Annotated in this window: 21 protein-coding genes; 7 read left to right on the top strand and 14 right to left on the bottom strand. The window is 70.7% G+C overall.

The window, feature by feature from the left end:
- Nucleotides 1–124: 124 nt before the first annotated feature.
- The gene (locus IQ210_RS43835) at nucleotides 125–328 is read right to left on the bottom strand and encodes a hypothetical protein (RefSeq protein WP_059198049.1); all 204 of its coding nucleotides are present in this window, start codon (nucleotides 326–328) and stop codon (nucleotides 125–127) included.
- A 383-nt stretch (nucleotides 329–711) separates the two neighbouring features.
- Nucleotides 712–993, bottom strand: a complete 282-nt coding sequence (locus IQ210_RS43830) for an acylphosphatase (RefSeq protein ID WP_059198050.1) — start codon at nucleotides 991–993, stop codon at nucleotides 712–714.
- A gap of 173 nt (nucleotides 994–1,166) precedes the next feature.
- Here IQ210_RS43830 and IQ210_RS43825 point away from each other — a divergent pair, with 173 nt between their 5' ends.
- A complete protein-coding gene (locus tag IQ210_RS43825; protein ID WP_194084835.1) occupies nucleotides 1,167–2,357 on the top strand; it encodes a CAP domain-containing protein in 1,191 nt (396 codons plus the stop codon).
- A 77-nt stretch (nucleotides 2,358–2,434) separates the two neighbouring features.
- Here IQ210_RS43825 and IQ210_RS43820 read toward each other — a convergent pair whose 3' ends face one another.
- The gene (locus IQ210_RS43820) at nucleotides 2,435–3,025 is read right to left on the bottom strand and encodes a flavodoxin family protein (RefSeq protein ID WP_194084834.1); all 591 of its coding nucleotides are present in this window, start codon (nucleotides 3,023–3,025) and stop codon (nucleotides 2,435–2,437) included.
- 108 nt (nucleotides 3,026–3,133) lie between these two features.
- Between IQ210_RS43820 and IQ210_RS43815 the strand changes: the two genes are divergently transcribed.
- A complete protein-coding gene (locus tag IQ210_RS43815) occupies nucleotides 3,134–3,535 on the top strand; it encodes a winged helix-turn-helix transcriptional regulator (RefSeq protein ID WP_194084833.1) in 402 nt (133 codons plus the stop codon).
- Here the strand turns inward: IQ210_RS43815 and mutM are convergent.
- From mutM to IQ210_RS43775, 8 genes are all read right to left on the bottom strand, one after another.
- Nucleotides 3,508–4,368: a bifunctional DNA-formamidopyrimidine glycosylase/DNA-(apurinic or apyrimidinic site) lyase gene (gene mutM, locus IQ210_RS43810; protein WP_194084832.1), complete on the bottom strand. Its 861-nt coding sequence runs from the start codon at nucleotides 4,366–4,368 to the stop codon at nucleotides 3,508–3,510. The two genes, IQ210_RS43815 and mutM, sit on opposite strands and share 28 nt — an antisense overlap.
- A gap of 72 nt (nucleotides 4,369–4,440) precedes the next feature.
- Nucleotides 4,441–5,244 carry a ribonuclease III gene (rnc, locus tag IQ210_RS43805; protein WP_194084857.1) on the bottom strand — a complete coding sequence of 268 codons (804 nt, stop codon included), beginning with the start codon at nucleotides 5,242–5,244 and terminating at the stop codon, nucleotides 4,441–4,443.
- A 19-nt stretch (nucleotides 5,245–5,263) separates the two neighbouring features.
- The gene (gene rpmF, locus IQ210_RS43800) at nucleotides 5,264–5,437 is read right to left on the bottom strand and encodes a 50S ribosomal protein L32 (protein WP_003951102.1); all 174 of its coding nucleotides are present in this window, start codon (nucleotides 5,435–5,437) and stop codon (nucleotides 5,264–5,266) included.
- A gap of 2 nt (nucleotides 5,438–5,439) precedes the next feature.
- The gene (locus IQ210_RS43795) at nucleotides 5,440–6,090 is read right to left on the bottom strand and encodes a YceD family protein (RefSeq protein WP_059198056.1); all 651 of its coding nucleotides are present in this window, start codon (nucleotides 6,088–6,090) and stop codon (nucleotides 5,440–5,442) included.
- Nucleotides 6,091–6,232: 142 nt separating this feature from the next.
- Nucleotides 6,233–7,279, bottom strand: a complete 1,047-nt coding sequence (locus IQ210_RS43790) for a DivIVA domain-containing protein (RefSeq protein ID WP_194084831.1) — start codon at nucleotides 7,277–7,279, stop codon at nucleotides 6,233–6,235.
- Nucleotides 7,280–7,336: 57 nt separating this feature from the next.
- The gene (coaD, locus tag IQ210_RS43785; protein ID WP_322658354.1) at nucleotides 7,337–7,816 is read right to left on the bottom strand and encodes a pantetheine-phosphate adenylyltransferase; all 480 of its coding nucleotides are present in this window, start codon (nucleotides 7,814–7,816) and stop codon (nucleotides 7,337–7,339) included.
- A gap of 26 nt (nucleotides 7,817–7,842) precedes the next feature.
- Nucleotides 7,843–8,460, bottom strand: coding sequence for a 16S rRNA (guanine(966)-N(2))-methyltransferase RsmD (gene rsmD / locus IQ210_RS43780; RefSeq protein WP_265584761.1), 618 nt, complete (start codon nucleotides 8,458–8,460; stop codon nucleotides 7,843–7,845).
- 77 nt (nucleotides 8,461–8,537) lie between these two features.
- Nucleotides 8,538–11,762 carry a helicase-related protein gene (locus tag IQ210_RS43775; RefSeq protein WP_194084828.1) on the bottom strand — a complete coding sequence of 1,075 codons (3,225 nt, stop codon included), beginning with the start codon at nucleotides 11,760–11,762 and terminating at the stop codon, nucleotides 8,538–8,540.
- A 170-nt stretch (nucleotides 11,763–11,932) separates the two neighbouring features.
- On the opposite strand from IQ210_RS43775, the gene IQ210_RS43770 reads away from it, so the two are divergent.
- Together IQ210_RS43770 and IQ210_RS43765 are read left to right on the top strand one after the other, a co-directional pair.
- A complete protein-coding gene (locus IQ210_RS43770) occupies nucleotides 11,933–13,756 on the top strand; it encodes an HSP90 family protein (protein ID WP_194084827.1) in 1,824 nt (607 codons plus the stop codon).
- Nucleotides 13,756–16,704, top strand: a complete 2,949-nt coding sequence (locus IQ210_RS43765; RefSeq protein ID WP_194084826.1) for a tetratricopeptide repeat protein — start codon at nucleotides 13,756–13,758, stop codon at nucleotides 16,702–16,704. Before IQ210_RS43770 ends, IQ210_RS43765 begins: the two co-directional genes overlap by 1 nt.
- Before the next feature lie 49 nt (nucleotides 16,705–16,753).
- On the opposite strand, the gene IQ210_RS43760 is transcribed toward IQ210_RS43765, so the two are convergent.
- Nucleotides 16,754–18,430, bottom strand: a complete 1,677-nt coding sequence (locus IQ210_RS43760) for a DAK2 domain-containing protein (protein ID WP_194084825.1) — start codon at nucleotides 18,428–18,430, stop codon at nucleotides 16,754–16,756.
- A gap of 256 nt (nucleotides 18,431–18,686) precedes the next feature.
- On the opposite strand from IQ210_RS43760, the gene rpmB reads away from it, so the two are divergent.
- Nucleotides 18,687–18,872, top strand: a complete 186-nt coding sequence (gene rpmB / locus IQ210_RS43755) for a 50S ribosomal protein L28 (RefSeq protein WP_003993230.1) — start codon at nucleotides 18,687–18,689, stop codon at nucleotides 18,870–18,872.
- Nucleotides 18,873–18,952: 80 nt separating this feature from the next.
- On the opposite strand, the gene thiD is transcribed toward rpmB, so the two are convergent.
- Together thiD and IQ210_RS43745 are read right to left on the bottom strand one after the other, a co-directional pair.
- On the bottom strand, nucleotides 18,953–19,738 hold the full coding sequence (thiD, locus tag IQ210_RS43750; RefSeq protein WP_194084824.1) for a bifunctional hydroxymethylpyrimidine kinase/phosphomethylpyrimidine kinase: 786 nt from the start codon (nucleotides 19,736–19,738) through the stop codon (nucleotides 18,953–18,955).
- On the bottom strand, nucleotides 19,735–20,700 hold the full coding sequence (locus IQ210_RS43745) for a thiamine-phosphate kinase (RefSeq protein WP_126274566.1): 966 nt from the start codon (nucleotides 20,698–20,700) through the stop codon (nucleotides 19,735–19,737). The genes thiD and IQ210_RS43745 overlap by 4 nt, the downstream gene beginning before the upstream one ends.
- 206 nt (nucleotides 20,701–20,906) lie before the next feature.
- Between IQ210_RS43745 and IQ210_RS43740 the strand changes: the two genes are divergently transcribed.
- Both IQ210_RS43740 and IQ210_RS43735 read left to right on the top strand, forming a co-directional pair.
- Nucleotides 20,907–21,140, top strand: coding sequence for an Lrp/AsnC family transcriptional regulator (locus IQ210_RS43740; protein WP_003997603.1), 234 nt, complete (start codon nucleotides 20,907–20,909; stop codon nucleotides 21,138–21,140).
- Nucleotides 21,141–21,160: 20 nt separating this feature from the next.
- Entirely contained in the window at nucleotides 21,161–21,661 is a 501-nt protein-coding gene (locus tag IQ210_RS43735) for a DUF3515 domain-containing protein (protein ID WP_194084823.1), read from the top strand.

The following is a 21,661-nucleotide window of genomic DNA, read 5'->3' as shown; positions in this document are numbered from 1 at the left end:
TAAAGAAGGTGAGGGGAGTGCGGGGGAAAGAAAGAAGGGACGCCGAAGCGTCCCTTGCAACTCTGACAACTTAGCGGTTGACACGGACAGCCCAACCACTGCTTGTCGTGGTGCGATGCAGTGATCAGGTGAGCGCAGGCTCCGCCTGGTGTGCGTCGATGCTCTCCAGAAGCGAGTCCTGAGAAGCGGCAGCCGCGAGCGCGTCGTTCTCGGCCTGGATCCGTACGAGCTCGGATTCGAGGTCCTGTACACGCTGCTGGAGCCGTCGCATCTCGGCAATGAGTCGCGGGTCGGAGCCGCCGACGTAACCGAGAAGCGCCTTTGCCATGATGGATGGTCCTCCACAATGAGTGACCGACCGAAGCGGTGTGGGTCGTGAGGGATTCGCACCCGCGATGCTTGACACTGTTGAGTTACTGCTGCCGTTCAACCATGCCAAACAGCTAAGGTGCGCGGGGTGTATTCAGCGTCTCACCAAAAAGTTTGACGGTCAACACGATCACGCCCCGTATTGGCGGGCAACCCGGTGGCGCGCGGCCGGGAAACGGCGGCGCAGCGACTCCTGCGGGGCCCTCGGGGCGTAGCGATCATCCTTAAGTGCGGAGCCTCCCACGAGAACCCATTCTTGGCAACCACCAGCGTCTTTCTGCTTCGGGCAGCTGCCGGTGGCATGTCCCTCCGCTTCCACCAGGCGTGGTTTACAGAACCGGTTCAACGGATGGCGAAGCCGTCGTAACCCCCACGGGGTGTGTCCCAGATCTCGGTGACACCGTCCACGCGCCCGGGCGTGTCGTCACCCAGAAGCCATGCGAGGAGCCCTTCGCATCGCTCGCGCGGGCCCTCGGCGACCACCTGGACCCGTCCGTCCCCCAAATTGAGAGCAAAACCACTCAGCCCACCGAGCTCCAGGGCCTTGGCCCGCGTGAACCAGCGGAAACCCACACCTTGGACGCGTCCCCGCACCCAGGCGACCAGTCGTACATCCTCGCTCATGGGTGCAACCTAACCAACCAATGTCTCTCTGGGCGCTCCCTCCCCTGGCGCCATGCGGTACCGTCCCCTGCCAATGAATCTCATACGAAACTCACTCGATCGTGTGAGTTTTGTGAGTTCGGTCCGACCGCCGGGGACGAGTCGGCCACAAAGGACGAGGAAGGCCAGGACACATGGGACGCCACCGACGCTCCGCCGCCGGCCGCGCCGCCACGGGCCGCGCCACGGGGGTCACGGAAACAGACGGCTCGTACACGAGCGGCTACGACCCGCAGGACTCGTACAGCTTTGACCAGCAGGACTCGTACGGCTTCGACCAGCAGCACGCGTACGGCATCGACCGGCAGTTCTCGTACGACTTCGAGGCCGACGCCCGGGGTCCGCACAGCGGCGAGTACCCCACGGTCGGCATCGCGCCGTATCTGAACCCCGAGGCGCACGCCCGCAGCGAGGCCTACCTCTACGCAACCGACGACGAGTACGCCCAGGTCAGCGGCACCGCCATGTTCCCGAGCGAGGGTTTCTCGCCGGGTGACGGGCCGCGCCGCGGCGGGGGCTCTCGCCGGCGTCGTAAGAAGAGGGTCGTGACGCCGGTCAAGACCGGTCTGCTCGGGGTCTCCGCGGCGGTCGCCATCGGCACCGTCGCGGTCGCCACCGGTGTGGTGCCGGGCCTCGACAACTACAAGATCGGCGGCGGCAGCGGCGGCGACAAGGTGCAGGCCGCGGACACCCCGACCAACTCGGCGACCGAGCAGGGCGGCACCTCCGGCAGCGCCGACGCCGGCCGGGACGACGAGGCAGCCAGCCGCGGCGGCGCCCGTACGGCCTCGCCGACGCCGTCCGCCTCGGCCTCGACGGCGGCGCCGACCAAGACGCCGACCGAGGAGCCGACGAAGACGCCGAGCAAGGAGCCGGAAGCGAAGCCGTCGAAGACGGCCACGAAGGCGCCGCAGCACTCCACCGCGCCGGGCATCACCATCTCCGCGGAGGCGCAGGCCGAGGCAGAGGTTCTGAAGCTCGTCAACGAGGAGCGGGCGAAGGTGGGCTGTAGCGCGGTCTCCGCGAACAGCGCGCTGGGCAAGCTCGCCGAGGACTTCAGCGACGCCATGGCCGACCAGGGCTTCTTCGACCACACCGACCCCAGCGGCAACACCCCCTGGGACCGGGCCGAGGCGGTCGGCATCAGCAACCTGGGCGGCGAGAACATAGCCCGGGGTCAGGCCGACGCCGCGGCGGTGATGGAGGCCTGGATGAACAGCGAGGGCCACAAGGCGAACATCCTGAACTGCGACTTCAAGACGCTGGGCGTCGGCGTCCACTTCGGGGCCGGCGGCCCCTGGTGGACCCAGGACTTCGGCTACTAGCGGCACAAACGACGAGGGGCTCCCATCCGGTGACCGGGTGGGAGCCCCTTCGTATGTCCCGATGTCTACACGGCTGTTTACGCGGCGACGGCGGCGCGGCCGTGCGCGAACACCTTCGCCGTCTCAGCCAGCCGGCGTCCGAGGTGCTCGGCGGTCGCCACGTCGGCCTTGTGAACGGCGTCCGGACCCTCGTCGACGTTGGTCTGCGCGGCGGCGCCCGCGAAGACGCCGAGGCGGTTGAGGTCGTGCTCGGAGCCCTCGCTGTTGTTCCAGCCCGGGTGCAGACCGAGGTTGACCCAGTGCATGCCGTGCTGCGCGGCGAGGATCTGGAAGAACTGCAGGGTGTGCAGCTTGTCGCCGCTCTTGGAGCCGGAGTTGGTGAAGCCGGCGGCTAGCTTGTCCTTCCAGTCCTGTCCGAACCAGCGCTTCGAGGTGGCCTCGGCGAAGACGTGGAAGGGGCCGGAGGCGGTGCCCATGTAGGTCGGGGAGCCGAAGACGATCGCGTCGGAGCGGTCGAGAACGGCCCACTCCTCGTCGGTGATCTCGGCGACGTTGATCAGATGCACCTCGGCCCCGGCCTCCTGCGCACCGGCGCGGACGGCCTCGGCGAGGACGGCGGTGTGGCCGAAGCCGGAGTGGTAGGCGATGGAAACGACAGGGCTGGTCACGATGCGTACTCCTGGGATGCGCAGGTCACTAACAATGAGAAAAGGAAAGCACTAACTTCTAGTTAGTGCAACCTACCGGTTAGCGCTGCGTTCGAGTACGCTTGAGGTATGGACATCACGCAGGAGCGCGAGGCGGAGTGGGATCTCCCCTTCGACGTGTTCGCCAAGGCCTGCCCGTCGCGGGGCACGCTGGAGCACATCACCGGCCGCTGGGGCGCACTCACGCTCGGCGCGCTGCACGAGGGCTCGCTGCGCTTCAACGAACTGCGGCGCCGTGTCGACGGCGTGAGCGAGAAGATGCTGTCCCAGACTCTGCACGCGCTGGAGCGCGACGGCCTGGTGCACCGCGAGGCCCAGCCGACCAACCCGCCCCGCGTGGACTACGAACTGACGCCGCTGGGCCAGGAGATGGCCACGCGACTGCTCGGCCTCATCCACTTCCTGGAGGGCCGGATGGACGACGTGCTCGACGCACGCCGGCGCTACGACGAGACGCGCGGCGCCCTCTGACACTTCGGGCAGAAGTAGCTCGACCGGTTCATCCACGGCCGTCGGCGCATCGGCGTACCGCACCGCTTGCAGGGCAGACCCTCACGGCCGTACGCGTCGAGGGAGCGGTCGAAGTAGCCGGACTCCCCGTTGACGTTGACGTACAGGCTGTCGAAGCTGGTGCCGCCGACCGCGAGGGCCGCGTTCATCACATCCCGCACGTGGCCCAGGAGTTCGGCCGTGCGCGGGCGCGTGAACCCGGCGGTGGGGCGCTCGTAGTGGATGCGGGCGCGCCAAAGCGCCTCGTCCGCATAGATGTTGCCGACGCCGCTGATCAACGACTGGTCCAGCAGGGCCCGTTTGATGGTGCTGCGCTTGCGGCGGAGGTTCTGGTGGAAGGCCTCGTCGTCGAAGAGCGGGTCCAGCGGGTCGCGGGCGATGTGCGCGATGACGTCGGGCAGCCCGTCCTCGGTGTTGTCGTGCAACGACAGTCCACCGAAGGTGCGTTGGTCGACGAAGCGGAGCTCGGTGCCGAGGCCGTCGGCGAACCTCACCCGGATTCTGAGGTGCTTCTCGTCGGGTGACTCCTGCGGCTGGACCAGGAGTTGGCCGCTCATGCCGAGGTGGGCCAGGACCGACTGGTTGGTGTCCTCCAGGGGCAGCCACAGATACTTGCCGCGCCTACTGGGCACGCCGATGCGATGGCCCTTGAGGCGGTGCGTGAAGTCGTCGGCGCCGGCGATGTGCCGGCGTACGGCGCGCGGGTGCAGCACCTCGGCCTCGGCGACGGCACGGTGGGCGACCCACCGCTCCAGACCTCGGCGTACGACCTCTACCTCGGGCAACTCGGGCATCGCATCCCCCGGTCCATGAGCCGAGCGCCCGCCCCGGGGCGGGACGGGCGCTCGGCGTACTGCGCTGTTCTGTCAGGCGGAGGCGGACGCCTCGTCGGCACCCGCGTCGGCCTCGACGGCCTTCGCGGCGGCCTGGGCAGCAGCCTTGGCGCGCTCGTCCGCCGCGGCCCGGATGGACCGCCAGGCGGACTCGGCGGCCTGCTGCTCCGCCTCCTTCTTGCTGCGGCCGGTGCCGGTGCCGTACGAGACGCCTCCGACGCGGGCGGCAGCAGTGAAGGTCTTCTCGTGGTCGGGGCCGGTCTCCGAGACCTGGTACTCGGGCACGCCGAGTCCTTCGGTCGCGGTGAGTTCCTGGAGACTGGTCTTCCAGTCCAGGCCGGCACCGAGGTTGGAGGACTTCTCGATCAGTGGGTCGAAGAGCCGGTGGACGAGTTCGCCCGCCGCGTCCAGACCCTGGTCGAGATAGACCGCGCCGATCACCGCTTCGAGGGTGTCGGCGAGGATGGACGCCTTGTCCCGGCCGCCCGTGCCCTCTTCACCACGGCCGAGCCGGATGAAGGAGCCCAGGTCGAGCCCGCGGCCGACCTCCGCCAGCGCACGAGAGTTGACCACCGCGGCCCGCAACTTGGCCAGCTGGCCTTCGGGCAGGTCGGGGTGGGTGCGGTACAGCGTGTCCGTGACCACGAGGCCGAGGACGGAGTCCCCGAGGAACTCCAGGCGCTCGTTGGTCGGCAGACCGCCGTTCTCGTACGCGTAGGACCGGTGGGTCAGCGCACGCACCAGAAGGGCGGACTCGAGCTTGTACCCGAGCCGCCCTTCCAACAGCGTGTGGGACGAGGCCGTGTTCTCCGCAGAGTTCTTCTTCGGCGTGGACACAGTGCCTCTCACCAGCCGCTCAGACCTCGAGGACCTGGCGCTTGTTGTAGGTGCCGCAAGACGGGCACGCGATGTGCTGCTGCTTGGGCTCGTGGCAGCGCTCGCACGCAACCAGGGTGGGGACCGCAGCCTTCCACTGCGACCGGCGGTGGCGCGTGTTGCTGCGCGACATCTTCCGCTTCGGAACAGCCACGGCTACTTCTCCTGCTTCTCGTCGACGCCCGCTTCCGCTTCGGCGCCGCTCATCTCGTCCTTCTCGCCATCTTCGAGTGAACCGGCGAGTCCCTGCAGTGCCGCCCAACGGATGTCGACGGCGTCGTGGTGGTGGTCCGGGTCGTCCGCCAGCCGGGCTCCGCACTCGGAGCACAGGCCGGGGCAGTCGTCCTGGCACACCGGCTGCATCGGCAGGGCAAGCACCACCGCGTCACGCAGCACTGGTTCGAGGTCGAACAGGCCGTCCTCGATGAAGAGCCTGTCCTCGTCTTCCTCGGCGTCGTCGGTCGGCTCCGCCTTGGGGCGGCCCCGATCGTCGGCGTCAGGGTACGAGAACATCTCCTGGAAGTCCGCTTCGAGCTCCAGCTCGAGCGGCTCCAGACACCTTACGCACTCCCCCTCGGCCTGTGCACGGGCGGTGCCTGTGACAAGCACCCCTTCCATGACCGACTCGAGCCGGAGTTCGAGCTCCACCGGGGCGCCTTCCGGCACTCCGACGACTCCCGCGATCCCCAGATCCTTGGGAGCGTCGATCTCGCGGGTCAGGCGCTGCAGCGCACCGGGCCGCCGCCCCAGCTCGTGCGTGTCGAACACGAGAGGCTTGCGGTGGTCGAGGTGTGCGTTGGGAGCCATTCCTGCTTTCGATCTTCGAGCTCAGAGGGACGCCGCCCTTCGGTGTTCCCGGGCAGCGTTGATCGCGGACGTACGCGCGACCGAAGAGCCAGGATACTGGACCTTTCGCTCACGGCCCAATCCGGTGGTCCCGCGCTGGTTCTTATTGGCCGCGACCCTGCTCGTAGGCCCTCAGCTGCTCCGGCGTGATCATGCCGGTGTCGAAGAGGCTGGTCTCGTCGAGGGCGTACGACTGCTGGGCGTGCTGCGCCTGCTGGGCCTGTCCGGCGTCGTAGGCGGCCTGCTGGGCGTCGTAGCCCTGGTACGCGTACGGGTCGGCCTGCTGGTAGCCGTAGGGGTCCTGCTGCTGGGCGTAGGCCGGCTGCTGCGGGTAGCCGCCGCCGTAGGTGTCCTGCTGCTGGTAGCCGTAGGCGGGCTGCTGGTCGTACTGCTGCTGGTGCGGTACGGCCGCCGCGGCCGGGGTGTCCTGTTCGGCCAGGGCCGCGAGGTCGGCGAGGTAGTCGGCGTCGCTGGAGTGCTGGACGGTGCTGTCGTCGTCGGCGAGCGCGCCGAGGTCGTCCGTGGCGATCCGGCCGTGCAGCTTGGCGCGGCCCTTGCCGACGGCCTCCAGGGTCTTGGCGAGCACCGCCTCGAAGGCGCCGAGCTTGGTGTCGACGTAGGCGTCGGCGTCGCGGCGCAGGGTCTCGGGGTCGTGGCTGCGCTCGGGGGCGTCCTCGTCCTCGTAGCCCTGCTCGTCCAGGCCCGGGCCGGTGCCGAGGAGCTTCTCGCGGCCGCGGCCGACCGAGCCGAGGGTCTTGGTGAGGACGACCTCGAAGTTGGCGAGCTTGGAGTCGACGTAGTCGTCGGCCTCGGCGCGGACCTCCTCGGCCTCCCTGCGGGCCTCGTTCAGGATGCGGTCGGCCTCGGCCTGGGAGCGGCGGGCGACCTCGGTGTCGGAGATCAGCGAGCCGCGCTCGGCGTGCGCGCCGGAGATGATCCGCTCGGCCTCCTGGCGGGCCTGCTCGACCATCGACTCGCGGTCGCCGATCAGCTCCTGGGCCTGGGCGAGGGAGTCGGGCAGCGCGGCCCTGACCTCCTCCAGCATCGCGAGCAGTTCGGCGCGGTTGACCACGCACGAGGCCGACATGGGCATCGACCGGGCGCCGGAGACCGCGGCGACGATCTCGTCGAGCTTCTTCTGCACGTCCACCTGTGCTCGCCACTCTCTACAGCTGTGTTGGAGACGGACGGGACGACTGTAGCCCCATCAGTCCTTGCGCAGGCGCTCGTTGAGGGCCCGCAGCACCACCGGCGGCACCAGGTGCGCGATGTCGCCGCCCCAGGTCGCGACCTCCTTGACGAGCGAGGAAGACAGGAAGCTGTAGGTGGGGTTGGTGGGGACGAACAGGGTCTCCACACCGGACAGCCCGTTGTTCATCTGGGCCATCTGGAGTTCGTAGTCGAAGTCGCTGACCGCGCGCAGGCCCTTGACGATCGCGGGGATGTCGCGCTGCTTGCAGTAGTCGACGAGGAGTCCGTGGAAGGCCTCGACCTTCACGTTGCCGTACTCGGCGGTGACCTCGCGGATCAGCTCGATCCGCTCCTCGACCTCGAACAGGCCCTTCTTGGACTTGTTGATCATGACCGCGACGTAGACCTCGTCGTACAGACGGGAGGCGCGGGAAATGATGTCGAGATGTCCGTTGGTGATGGGGTCGAACGACCCGGGACAGACGGCGCGGCGCACTTGAGATCCCTCGCTCTCCGGTCCGGTCATCGTGCGTCTTCGCACGTAGAGGCGGCGCGACCGTACCAAAACGTTCCCTCGCCGTAACGACGGGACCGGAGTGCTTCAAAACCCTCCGGCCACCCGAATTCACCGCCTCTGGTGCTGCGCTCCACGGTGACGAGCGCGTCCGTCGCGAGCCAGCCCCCCGAGCGGAGTGTGAGGAGAATCTCCCGAAGATCGTGATCTGTGACTCGGTACGGCGGGTCGAGGAAGACGATGTCGTACGGCTCGGTCGGCGCCGGTTGCTGGATGATCTGCTCCGCTTTGCCGGCCCGGACCTCGGCGCCCGGGAGGGCGAGATTCCTGACGTTCTCGCGGATGGTGCGGGCGGCGCGGGCGTCGGCCTCGACGAGGAGGGTGTGGCTCGCGCCGCGGGAGAGGGCCTCTAGGCCGACGGCGCCTGAACCGGCGTAGAGGTCGAGGACACGCTCGCCGTCCAGGGGGCCGCCCAGGAGGGACTGCCAGGTGGAGAGGAGACCTTCGCGTGCGCGGTCGGAGGTGGGGCGGGTGCCGGTCCCTGGCGGGACAGCTAGGCGGCGACCGCCGGCTGCGCCGGCGATTACGCGGGTCATCTGTGGTCCTTGGTCTGTGGGCGGCTTCAGGTCTCAGTGTGGCTGGTCGCGCCCGCGCGGCGGTAGCCGCATATGGATTACAGCCCCGCGCCCCTAGGAAGTCTCCCTCAGCCCTTTTCCAGGTACTGCTCCCTCTCCTCGTCCAAGAGCGCATCGAGCGCCGTGCGCAGGCCCGGAAGGTTCTTGAGCTCCGGGTCCGCCTCCACCACCGCCACCGCTTCCTCCCTCGCCTCCGCGATGACCTCCTCGTCCTCGATGACCGCGAGGACCTTCAGGGAGGTGCGGGCGCCGGACTGGGCCTGGCCGAGGACGTCGCCCTCGCGGCGCTGCTCCAGGTCGATGCGGGAGAGCTCGAAGCCGTCCAGTGTCGACGCCACCGCGTTCAGGCGCTGGCGGGCGGCGCTGGCCTCCGGCATCTCGGTGACCAGGAGGCAGAGGCCCGCCGCGGAGCCTCGGCCCACCCGGCCGCGGAGCTGGTGGAGCTGGGAGACGCCGAAGCGGTCGGCGTCCATGATCACCATGGCGGTGGCGTTGGGGACGTTGACGCCGACCTCGATGACCGTGGTGGCGACCAGGACATGGGTCTCGCCGGCGGCGAAGCGGCGCATGACCGCGTCCTTGTCGTCGGGATGCATACGGCCGTGCAGGACCTCGACCCGCAGCCCGCTCAGCGGGCCCTTGGTGAGTTGGTCGGCGATCTCCAGGACGGCCAGCGGCGGGCGCTTCTCGGCCTCGTCCTCCGCGGACTTGCGGACCTTCTTGGGGTCGTCCTCGTCATCGCCGATGCGGGGGCAGACGACGTACCCCTGATGGCCGTTCTCCACCTCCTCGCGCACGCGTTCCCAGGCGCGGGCCAGGAAGTGGGGCTTGTCGGCGGCCGGGACGACATGGCTGGCGATCGGCGAGCGGCCGGCCGGGAGCTGGTCGAGAACGGAGGTCTCAAGGTCGCCGAAGACCGTCATCGCGACCGTGCGCGGGATGGGCGTGGCCGTCATCACGAGGAGGTGCGGGGGCTGTTTGCCCTTGCCGCGCAGGGCGTCGCGCTGCTCGACGCCGAAGCGGTGCTGTTCGTCGACGACGACCAGGCCGAGGTCGTGGAACTGGACCTTGTCCTCGATCAGCGCGTGCGTGCCGATGACGATGCCGGCCTCGCCGGTGACGAGGTCGAGCAGTGCCTGTTTCCGCGCGGCCGCTCCCATGGACCCGGTCAGCAGCACCACCTTGGTGGCGTGCTCGGCCCCGCCCAGCATCCCGCCCTCGGCCAGCTCACCCATCATCTCGACGACCGAGCGGTGGTGCTGCTGGGCGAGCACCTCGGTGGGCGCGAGCATGGCGGCCTGACCGCCGGCGTCGACGGTGGCGAGCATGGCGCGCAAAGCGACCATGGTGTTGTGGGTGACCGTGAAGTTGTCGGTGACATAGGCATGGCTCGGGTGGGCGACGCTGATGCACTGGACCGGCTTGCGTCCCACGTATTCGACAGCCCGGATTCCCCGCCTGAAGGTGTTGTATTTCGGCCGGGGGTGTACGCGTGCAGCCTTACGGGCCAGCCGGAATGGCGCGTACTCCTCGGGCAGGGCCACCGAGACGTTGAAAGCGGCTCGCTTCGGCAGGACTCGTGCGCGGCCACCCAGCGAGCGCACGAGCCAGGCGACGTCGTCTGCGAGCCTGCGTGACGCCGAACAGAGCGAGATGCTCATGCCGTCCGCCTGGACAGTGCCGTCCGTGTCCAGCAGACCTTGCAGCAGGGACAGACGATTCTTGATCGACGTGTTCTTGAATTCGCAGGGCACGAACTTGTCGTGTGACGTCACGCCCCACAGGTTCAGGTCGCGCAAGATCTGGATCACGGGATTTCGGACACCGCCGGCACGTTGTGTCAGCTGGATCGTGTAGTCGCAGCCAGAGCCCTTCACCGGCACCAACCGGCATTCCGGCGCGACAGCTGCCGCCGCGGCATCACGGATCTCGTCGTCGATCGTGGACAACCGCAGGTTGTGCCGGAACGAGCCGTCACCCAGGAGCAGACCGAACAGGTAGGGATCCAGGGGCAGTCCTGTGTCGCCGCCGAGGTCGACGGGGGTCGCGGCCGGGATGTACCACTTCGAGGAGCCGTTCGCCTTGAACGTGTCCAGACGGATCTCCCGACTGGTCATGATCTTCGGCGCCTGCCCTCGGTGCCATCCGCAACTGGTACCGACGATCCAGAGATGTTCGTCGTCGCACTCGACAGAGCTGCCGTCGGACAGCACCAGCCGCCAGACGTCGCGCTCTCCTTGCGGGAAGACACCGTCGATCAGCGCGATCTCTCCGTCGGGCACGACAACTTCATCCCCCACCTTCAGGTCCCCCATACGACGGAAACCGGTGGGAGTCAGCACCAGCGAGTCAAGGGGTTGTGCCTTGCCCGATCCGACCTCGCCCTGCAACAGCCGGTGCATCGGATGCTCCGTCGCCAGGTCGTCGAAGATCTCCTTGGAGACCTTCTGCTGGCCCTCCGTGAGGGTGAAGGGGAGGCGGTCGTCGAAGGCCGTGAGGAGGCCGTCCGGCTTGGGGCGGCGGGCGACCGCCGGGAGCTGGGCGTCGGCGTGGCGGCGGCGGGCGAGGGCGACCTGGAGGACGAAGGCCTCGTCCCATTTGAGGCGGGAGCGGGCGTCCTCGATGTCGGCCTTGGTGTGCGGGCGGTGGATCTTGAGGAGGGCCTCCGGCAGCGGCAGGAGCCCTCGGCCCTCGCGGAGGGAGTCCGGGAGCGGGTCGACCGCCTCCTGGGCGCTCGGCAGGACCGTCTGGATCGCCTTGCCGATCTTCCAGGACTCCAGCTTGGCCGTGGCGGGGTAGATCGGGATGAGGGCGCCGGCCCAGGTCTCGACCGTCTCCGTCGCCTCGTCGTCGGCACCGCGCAGCAACTCGTACGCCGGATGTGCCAGTTGGAGTCGGCGGTTGAAGACGGAGACCTTGCCCGCGAACATCGCGCGTGTGCCGGGCAGGAGCTCCTTGTGGGGCTTGTGGACGCCGTTGCCGAAGAAGACCAGTTGGAGGCGGCCGTTGCCGTCCGTGATGGTCACTTCGAGGCGCTGGCCCTTGCCTCGCGGGGCCTTGGCGGAGGCGAAGGTGTGCAGGCGGGCGTCGGCGACCATCGCCACGACCGTGACGTGCTCGTCCATGGGGAGGTCGGCCAGGTGGGTGAGCTGGCCCCGCTCCTCGTATCTGCGCGGGTAGTGGTGCAGGAGGTCGCCGACGGTGTGCAGGCCGAGGTGCTCGGCCATCACCTTCGCGGTGGGTGGGCCGAGCACCTTTTTCAGTGGTTCTTCGAGTGCGGGCACGAGATCCATTGCACACCACGCCACTGACATTGCCGTATACGTCTTGCGAAACACCTGGTCAGGCGGGCTGTTCCGGCTTTAGGATGGCGCGCCTCCGGCCATCCCCTCCGCGGTCACCGCCCCACCGGGACCGCCCGACCCCGCGCCGTAGACCGTCCCCCGCCCACGGCGCCGTTGCGATGGACTCCCAGACCTCACAGGCATCCCAGGCTTCTCCGTCCCACACCTTCCAGGTCGACCTGCGTGGTCTGGTGGACCTGCTCTCCCATCACCTCTACTCCAGTCCGAAGGTCTATCTGCGCGAGCTGCTGCAGAACGCCGTGGACGCCGTCACCGCCCGGCGGGCCGAGGAGCCGGGCGCCCCGGCGGAGGTGCGGCTGTACGCGGCGGGCGGCGCCCTGCGGGTCGAGGACTCCGGCGTCGGGCTCACCGAGACGGACGTGCACGAGCTGCTGGCCACCATCGGCCGCAGTTCGAAGCGGGCCGACGGGATCCAGGAGGCGCGGTCCGAGTTCCTCGGGCAGTTCGGCATCGGGCTGCTCGCCTGTTTCGTGGTGGCCGAGCGGATCCGGGTGGTGAGCCGCAGCGCGCGTACGCCGGACGCGGCGCCGGTGGAGTGGACGGCGAGCGACGACGGTTCGTACACCGTGCGGACGTTGGCGCCCGAGGCCCGGCCCGAGCCCGGCACCACCGTGCAGTTGACGGCGCGGGCGGGGGCCGGGGAGTGGCTGGCGCCGGAGAAGGTCCTGGCGCTGGCGCGGGACTTCGGCGCGCTGCTGCCGTACGACGTGCGGGTGGACGGCGAGGCGGTCACCGAGCTGCCGGCGCCCTGGGACCGGTCGTACCCCTCCCCCGCCGGCCGGAGGGTGGCCCTGGCGCGGCACTGTCATGACCTGTTCGGGTTCACTCCGCTGGACTCGATCGAGCTGAACGTGCCGCTCGCGGGCGTCCGCGGGGTGGCGTACGTCCTGCCGTCGGCGGTCAGTCCGGCGCAGCGGGCCACGCATCGCGTCCACCTCAAGGGGATGCTGCTGACCGAGCGGGCCGAACAGCTGCTGCCGGACTGGGCGTTCTTCGTGCGGTGCGTGCTCGACACGGACAGTCTGCGGCCCACGGCGTCGCGGGAGGCGCTGTACGAGGACGAGACGCTGGCCGCCGTACGGGAGGCGCTCGGCGAAAGGATTCGGTCCTGGCTGACAGGACTCGCCGCGGGCGATCCGGAACGGCTCGCGGCGTTTCTGTCGGTCCACCACCTGGGCGTGAAGTCGCTGGCGCGGCACGACGCGGAGATGCTGCGCACGATGCTGCCGTGGCTGCCCTTCGAGACGACGGACGGGCAGGTGTCCCTGGAGGAGTTCGCGCGGCGGCACCCGGTCGTGCACTTCACGCGGACCGTCGAGGAGTTCCGGCAGGTCGCGCCGATCGCGTCCGCGCAGGGCATCGGGGTGGTCAACGGCGGTTACACGTACGACAGCGACCTGGTCCAGGCGCTGCCGTCAGTGCGGCCGGGGACGGTGGTCGCGGAGCTGGACGCGGAGACCGTGACCGCGCATCTGGACTCCGTCGACCCGGCGGAGGAGCTGGCGCTGGCCGGCTTCCTGGCCGCCGCGCGGGCCACGCTCGACCCGCTGGGCTGTGACGTCGTCCTGCGTGCGTTCCACCCGCTCACCGTGCCCGCGCTGCACCTGGACGACCGCGCGGCCCGCCACGAGCAGGCCCGCGCGGACGCCGAGGCGCAGGCGGACGACCTGTGGGCGGGCATCCTCGGCTCGCTGCGCGGCACCGCTCCCCGCGCGCGTCTGGTGCTCAACCACCTCAACCCGCTGATCCGGCGGATCAGTTCGCTGCGCGGGCCGGAACTGATCGGCACCGCCACGGAGTCCCTGTACGGGCAGGCGCTGCTGATGGCGCAGCGGCCGCTCAGGCCCGCGGACTCGGCGCTGCTGAACCGGGCCTTCATCGGACTGCTGGAGTGGGCGACGAACGGCGAGGAGGGGCACTGATGGGGGAGATCACGGACTTCGACGCACTGCGCCGGGCGATGGCGGAGAACGGCGAGCAGCCTGAGGGCCCCGCCCGCAACGCGCGCGCGGAGCAGCTGCTGGCCGAGGCGGAGAAGCTGAACATCCCGCTCGCCGTGATCGAGGCGCTCGGACACCAGCTGAAGGTCTACAACTACAGCTCCGAGAAGGACAAGATGTTCGTCCCCTTCGCGCGTCTGCTGCGCATGTGGGACGAGCGGCCCGAGGACTTCGACGAGTACGAGACCCATTCGCTGCACTGGGTCTTCAAGTGGATGTCGTCCGGGATGCTGGACCAGCCGCACATCCCGCTCGCCTCGATAGAGAAGTGGCTCGGCGAGATGGAGCACCGCTACCGGCTCGCCGGGCACTCCGAACGGGCGGTGCGCAGCGTCGAGTTCACCGTGGCCGCGCATGTCGGGGACACCGCGCGCGCGGAGCGGGCGTTCACCGCGTGGCTGGCCGCCGACCGGGACGCCATGGCCGACTGCCACGCGTGCGAGCTGAACGGGCAGGGCTGGTGGCGGGCGGAGCAGGGCCGGGACGCGGAGGCGCTCCGGCTGTGGGCGCCGGTCCTGGAGGGCGAGTTCACCTGCGCGCACGAACCGCACGCGGTCCTCGCGTCCTCCCTGGTCCCGCTGCTGCGGCTGGGCCGCCTGGACGCGGCACGGGCCAACCATCTGCGGGGCTTCCGGCTGGTGCGGGCCATGGAGAGCATGCGCACCGCGTACGCCGACCATGTGGAGTTCTGCGCGCTGACCGGCAACGAGGCCCGTGGCCTGGAGCTGCTCGCGGAGCGCCCGGCGTACTTCACGGATGCCGGGCATCCGCGCGGCAAGCTGGAGTTCCTGAGCGTGGTCACGCTGCTCATGGACCGGCTGACCGGCCTCGGCCTGGGCGACCGCCAGGTGCCGGGACCGGCCGGCCGGACGTGGACGGCCCGCGAACTCGCCGCACACGCGCGTGCGGAGGCCCTGGACCTGGCCGGCCAGTTCGACCGGCGCAATGGCACGACGTACGTCAGCGACCGGGCACGCGCGCGTATGGCGCAGGAACCGCTGGTCGAGCGGCTGCCGTTGGGCGTGCGCGCCGCCCGCCAGGCCACCGCCCCGGCCGCGCCTCCCCCGCCGGCCGCACCGGAGACCGACCTCACCGCCCTGATCGCCGAGGCACGCCGCCTCTCGGACGGCCTCCAGCCGAACGCCGTGGAGGCGTGGGCGGCGGTCGCGCGGGCCGCGGAGGGCGTCGAGCTCGACCCGCGTGACCAGGCGGAGATCGTCGACCACCGGGCGATGGACCTGGGCCCCGCGGGCCTCGACCTGTTCGAGCACGCCGCCGAGCTCTACGCGACGGCGGGCGATCCAGGGGAGGCGTTGGCGGCACGCACGCGTGGGGCGTTCATGCGGGCCCTCGCCGGTGACGTGGAGGGCGCGCTGGCCGCGGTCGCGGGGCCGTACGACGAGGCGCTCGCCCTGTACGCCGAGGACGGCACCGGCGTACGGCAGACGGCGTCGGTGCTGATGGGGCGGGCGCGGATCCTGCTGCGGCGGGTGCAGGCGGCCGAGGAGGAGGGCGCCGTACCGGCGTCGGTCCTGGCGGAGGCCGAGGCCGCCGTCCGGGAGGTGCTCGCGCTCGTCGACGGGCGGGTCGGCGAGGACGTGCGGCTCGGCTCGCGGGACGCCGAGGCGCGGGCCATGCTCGCGGAGCTGGCGGCGCACGCCGGGGACCTGCCGAGGGCCGCCGAGCTGTTCGCGCGGGCCGCTGAGGGGTTCGTGGCGGCGGGGCTGCCGTGGTTCGCGGTGGAGTACCAGGCCAGGCTGGCCGGGCTCGCCCACCATCTCGGCGACATCGGGCAGGCCGAGTGGGCGCTGCGGGCGGCCCTGACGCACGGCGAACCGTATCTGGAGGCCACCGGGCGGGCCCAGCTGCACCTCCAGCTCGCCGAGGTGCTCGGCGGCACGGGACAGCCGGAGGAGGCCGCGGAGCAGGCCCTGGAGGCGGCGCACTGGGCCGACGAGGCCGGTGCCGGACCCACGCTCGGCGCTTGGGCGCGGCATCTGCTCGGCGGGTTCCTGCTGCGGCAGGGCCGGTGGGCCGAGGCGGCGGCGGTGCTGGAGTCGGCGCTGCCCGACCTGAGCGTCGACACGCACGGCGACGCCGCGGTCGTCCAGGCGCAGTGGTGGCTCGGCGACTGTCTGAGCGAGCTCGGCGAACACCGTGAGGCCGCCGAGCACCGCCTCCGGGCCGCCGAGATCGCGCGCGAGTGGCCCGAGCAGCAGGACCACGCGACGCTGGCCCACCTCGCCGGGGAGTCGCTCAGTCAGGCCGGGCTGCCCGACGAGGCCGACCGTGCGTACACGCGCGCGGGCGAGCTGTGGCGCGAGGTCGGTGACGTGCACGGGCTGGTCCGCTCGCTGCGCGCCCGCGCGTGGCTGGCGCTGCGCGCGGAGGGCGGGCAGGACGAGGCCCGGGAGCTGATGGCGGAGGCGGTGCGGGAGTGCGGGGAGGCGCTGGGCGCGGACTCCGTGGGCGACGAGGCCCGGCAGCGGCTCGTCGCCGAACTCGGGCACACCCATCGGCAGTACGGCGACCTGCTCGCCCGTTCGGCCGCCGAGGACGCCGAGGACGAGACGATCCAGGCCGCCCTGGAGGACGCCCTCGCCCAGATGACCGAGGCCATCGTGGTGTTCGCGTCCCTCGGCGACGAGGCCCTGCACAGCCGTACCGGCGCCGAGCTCGCCGCGGGCTGGCTGGAGGCCGACCTCAGCCGCCCCGACCGCGCGGTGGCACGCGCGCGTGCGGTGCTGGCGGCGTACGAGGACTACGAGCCGTACGAGGCCCATGGGGCGTACGACGAAGGCGAGGACGACGAGACGGCCGAGGCGCGCTGCGCGGAGGCCCGGCAGATGCTCCAGGTGCTGGACGACTAGGGCGCCCCCCAGCAGCCCCCAACGGCTCCCCACGCCTGTCGGCGACCCGCTACTCGACCCCGATGAGGAGCAGCGCCCCCTGGCGTCCGCCCCGGTACACCACCGTGTCGACGGCGAGGTACGCCTCACGGACACGTGCTTCGAGATGGTCGGCGATGGACTCGGGGGCGTCGTCGCCGAGGACGAGGGTCACGAGTTCGCCGCCCGCCGACAGCATGCGGTCCAGGACGGTCTCGGCGGCGGCGGTGACGTCGGAGCCGATCACGGCCACGTCGCCGTCGATGAGGCCGAGGACGTCGCCCGCCTCGCAGATGCCGGCGAGGGTCCAGGACTGGCGTTCGGCGACGGCGACCTCGGCGTAGCGGGTGGCGCCGGCGGCCGAGGTCATCGAGACGACGTCCTCGTCGAAGCGGCGCTCGGGTTCGTGCACGGCGAGCGCGGCGATGCCCTGGACCGCGGAGCGGGTCGGGATCAGCGCGACCCGGATGCCCTCGGTGCGGGCCTGCTCGGCGGCGGCGGCCGCGGTGTGGCGCAGGTCGGCGTCGTTGGGCAGCAGCACGACCTCGCGCGCGTGGGCCCGTCGTACGGCCTCGACGATCTCCCCGCTCGCGGGCGGCTCCCCGGGGCGCGCGAGCACGGTGGTGGCGCCGGCCTCCGTGTAGAGCCCGGCCAGCCCCTCGCCGGGCACGACGGCCACGACAGCCCGCTGGACCCGTTCCCGGGGCGGTCGCTCGCCCCCGCGCGTGTGGACGTCACCGAGCCCGAAGTGCGTGATCCGGATCCGGTACGGCCGCCCCGCCTCGACGCCCGCCTCCACGGCCGCGCCCGCGTCGTCGACATGCACATGGACGTTCCACAACCCGTCGCCCCCGACGACGACGAGCGAGTCCCCCAGGGCGTCGAGGCGGGTCCTCAGCCGCGCCACGGCCGCGTCCTCGGCCTCCAGGAGGTAGATCACCTCGAAGGCGGGCCCACCGGCTTCCGAAGGCGCGTCCGCGCACTCGTCCACGGCCGCCGTGTCGGAAACGGCAGCCACGCGCGCGTGCGCAACGGAAGAAGCCGCCACCACTCGGGGCATCTCCCCGGTGAACGTCTCCACCAGTGCCCCGAGCACCGCCACCAGCCCCCGGCCGCCCGCGTCGACCACCCCGGCCCGCTCCAGGACCGCCAGCTGCCCCGGGGTCGCCGCGAGCGCCGCCCGCGCCCCTTCGTAGGCGGCCCGCGCGACCGCCCCGCAGTCGCCCTCGTTCCCCTCGGCGGCGTCGGCCGCGGCCGAGGCGACGGACAGGACGGTGCCCTCCACCGGGTGGGCCACGGCCTCGCGCGCGGAGTCGGCCGCGCGTCGCAGGGCGAGGCGGAGACCGGTCCCGTCGGTGTGAGACGCCTCACCGTCGCGGGCGAGGACCTGGGCCATGCCGCGCAGCAGCTGGGCGAGGATCGTCCCGGAGTTCCCGCGGGCGCCTATGAGGGCGCCGTGCGCCATCGCGCGGGCCGCGTCGGCCAGAGAGGGCTTGCCGCTCTCGTCGTAGGCGGTGAAGACGGCCTCGACGGCCGCCGCCGCGGACTCGGCGGTCAGATACAGGTTCGTGCCGGTGTCGCCGTCGGCCACCGGATAGACATTGATCGCGTCGATCTCCTCGCGCGCCCGCCCGAGCGCCTCCAGCGCGAGACCGCACCAGGTGCGCACCGCGAGAGCATCGAAGAATGTCTGCGGCACCTGCGCCACCTGCGCCTCCTTGGACTGCTGGACGTGGACGCAGCGTAGACCCCGGGGAGGTGTCCACCGGAAGAGGGCCGGGAGCAGGGCCCTGAGCAGCCATGGTAGTTTCGTTCTACTGGCGCAGTCGTTGTATGCTGCTCCGGTTGCCCGATCCGATCGGGCCATTCCCCTGGCAGCGCCACTCAGATCTCTGATCCTACGATCTCGATCCCGGCTTGCCGGGATCCAACCGTAAGTGCATCTGAAGTCTTTGGAGTGACCCGTGGCTGCCAACTGCGACGTCTGCGGCAAGGGGCCGGGCTTCGGCAACAACATCTCGCACTCGCACCGCCGTACGTCCCGTCGCTGGAACCCCAACATCCAGCGCGTCCGTACCGTGGTCGGCGGGACGCCGAAGCGCGTGAACGCTTGCACCTCGTGCATCAAGGCCGGCAAGGTCTCGCGCTGACGCACAGCTAAGCGCGCGGCCACTGCTGGTTCGCTGCACTGAGCCGGTCCACCTCCGGGTGGGCCGGCTTTTTGCCGTGCCTATGCGGTGAACCGCCAGGCATGATCGACAGGGCCGATGCCATCGCCCAGCGCGAACCCGCCCTTGATCGCCCCGGTGACGTACGCCTTCGCCTCGGTCACCGCCTCCGGCACGGACCGCCCCTTCGCCAGCTCCGACGCGATCGCCGAAGCCAGCGTGCAGCCGGTCCCGTGGGTGTGCCGGTTGTCGTGGCGCGGCGCGCGCAGCCAGTGCTCCTCGGACCCGTCGGTCAGCAGATCGACGGCGTCCCCCGTGAGGTGACCGCCCTTGATGAGCACCCACCGGGGCCCGTACGCCAGTACGGCCTCGGCGGCCCTCCGCAGGTCTCCCTCGGACTCGACGTGCACCCCGGCCAGTTGGGCCACCTCGTCGAGGTTCGGGGTCGCCACGGTCGCGGCCGGGAGCAGCCGTGTGCGCACCGACTCCAGCGCGGAGGCGGCCAGCAGCGAGTCGCCGTGCTTCGACACCCCGACCGGGTCGACGACGGCCGGGGCGTCGGTCCCGGCGAGCAACTCGGCCACCGCCTCGACCAGTTCGGCCGAGGCCAGCATGCCGGTCTTCACGGCCTGTACGCCGATGTCGTCGACGACGCTGCGGTACTGGGCCCGCACGACCTCGACGGGCAGCGGCCAAGCCCCTTGCACACCCAGGGAGTTCTGCGCGGTGACGGCCGTGACGACGCTCATGCCGTGCACGCCGAGCGCGAGCATCGTCTTCAAGTCGGCCTGGATTCCGGCTCCTCCACCGGAGTCGGAGCCCGCGACCGTCAGCACGCGGGGCTTCACGACTCGATGTCCCCGAAGTGGTCCCAACCGCCCTTGCTCGTCCACGGCGCCCCGTCGACCGTCACCTGGGGCAGCGCCGAGGGGTTGAGGACCTCGCCGATGACCTTCCAGCGGGCGGGCAGCTTCACGTCCGGCGGGAAGGTCGCCACGATCGCGTGGTCCTCTCCCCCGGTCAGCACCCACTGCATGGGGTCGACGCCGACCGCCTGCCCGATGTCGTTCATCTGGGACGGGATGTCGATCGCGCCGGAGCGGATGTCGATGCGGACCTTGCTGGCCTCGGCGATGTGCCCGAGGTCGGCGATCAGCCCGTCGCTCACGTCGCACATGGCCGTCGCGCCCAGGCCCGCCGCCGCCGGTCCCGCGTGATACGGCGGCTCGGGACGCCGGTGCGCCTCCACGAACGCCCGCGGCGAGCGGAAACCCCGCGACAGCACCGCGTACCCGGCCGCGGACCAGCCCAGCCAGCCCGTCACGGCCACGAGGTCGCCGGGCTGCGCGCCGGCCCGCGTGACGGGCTCCTGGTTGCGCAGATCGCCGAGCGCGGTGATGGAGACCATGATGGTGTCCCCTCGTACGACATCTCCCCCGACCACGGAGGCGCCCGCGACCTGGCACTCGTCGCGCAGGCCGTCCATGAGCTCGGACGGCCAGGTCACCGGGAGTTCGGCCGGGACGACCAGGCCGAGCAGGAGGGCCGTCGGTACGGCGCCCATGGCGGCGATGTCCGCGAGGTTCTGTGCGGCGGCCTTGCGGCCCACGTCGTAGGCCGTGGACCAGTCCCGGCGGAAGTGCCGCCCCTCCAGGAGGATGTCGGTGCTGGCCACGACCCGGCGGTCGGGAGCGGCCACCACCGCGGCGTCGTCGCCGGGGCCGACCCGGACCGCCGGGGTGGTGGTGAGACGGGAGGTGAGCTCCCTGATGAGCCCGAACTCCCCGAGCTCACCAACAGTGCCCTTCATTGCCCTTTCGCCCCTTCTGTCCCTTGCCGTGCCCGGTCGCGCGTGACCAGTGTCCTCGATACGGTCGAAGTGACCGTCAACTTCTGCCATGTCTGCACCCCGGCGCGGGCGTCCGCGCCCCCGCAGGTCTCCCCGCGGCGAGCGGCGACGCGATACCGTGGCGTTCCTTTTCCCCACATGATCCTCGTGGCCGCCCTGGAGGTTCCGTGGTACAGGCGTACATCCTGATCCAGACGGAGGTCGGCAAAGCGTCGACCGTCGCCGAGACGATCAGCAAGATTCCTGGGGTGATCCAGGCCGAGGACGTGACAGGACCTTATGACGTGATCGTGCGGGCCCAGGCGGACACCGTCGACGACCTCGGTCGGATGGTGGTCGCGAAGGTCCAGCAAGTGGACGGCATCACCCGCACCCTGACCTGCCCGGTCGTCCATCTGTAGCCCCCGTCTACCCTTGGCCGGTGAACTCTTTCCGTCACCGGCTCATCGGCCTGCCTGCGCTCGCCCTGTTGATCACCGCCGCGGGCTGCTCATCTGCAGACGACAGCGCGTCGGCGGCGGTTCCCAGTCCCGGCACGAAGGCCACCGAGCTGTGCCGGAAACTGGACAAAGCACTGCCGGCCAAGGTGGACGGTGAGAGCCGTGAAGACCCCGAGCCCGCGTCCGCGCTGACCGCGGGCTGGGGGAACCCGGCGATCATACTGCGCTGCGGTGTCACACGACCGCCGAAGATGGTCGACCCGAAGGTGGCCGAAGGCGGCGACCCGAGCGCCGTCGCGGGGGGCGTGAACGGCGTCGACTGGCTGATGGAGCAGCAGGACGACGGCGCCTACCGCTTCACGTGCGCCAACCGCGAGGCGTACGTCGAGGTGACCGTGCCGAAGGGTGTGGACACGTCGTCCGTGCTGATCGACCTGGCCGAGTCCGTCAAGAAGGCGATCCCCGAAGGGATCGCCGACTAG

Origin of the sequence: Streptomyces justiciae, from assembly GCF_015163075.1 — a bacterium.
Lineage (GTDB): Bacteria > Actinomycetota > Actinomycetes > Streptomycetales > Streptomycetaceae > Streptomyces > Streptomyces justiciae.
The sequence above is the reverse complement of the archived record's forward strand: the minus strand, read 5'-3'. Positions and strand labels throughout refer to the sequence as shown.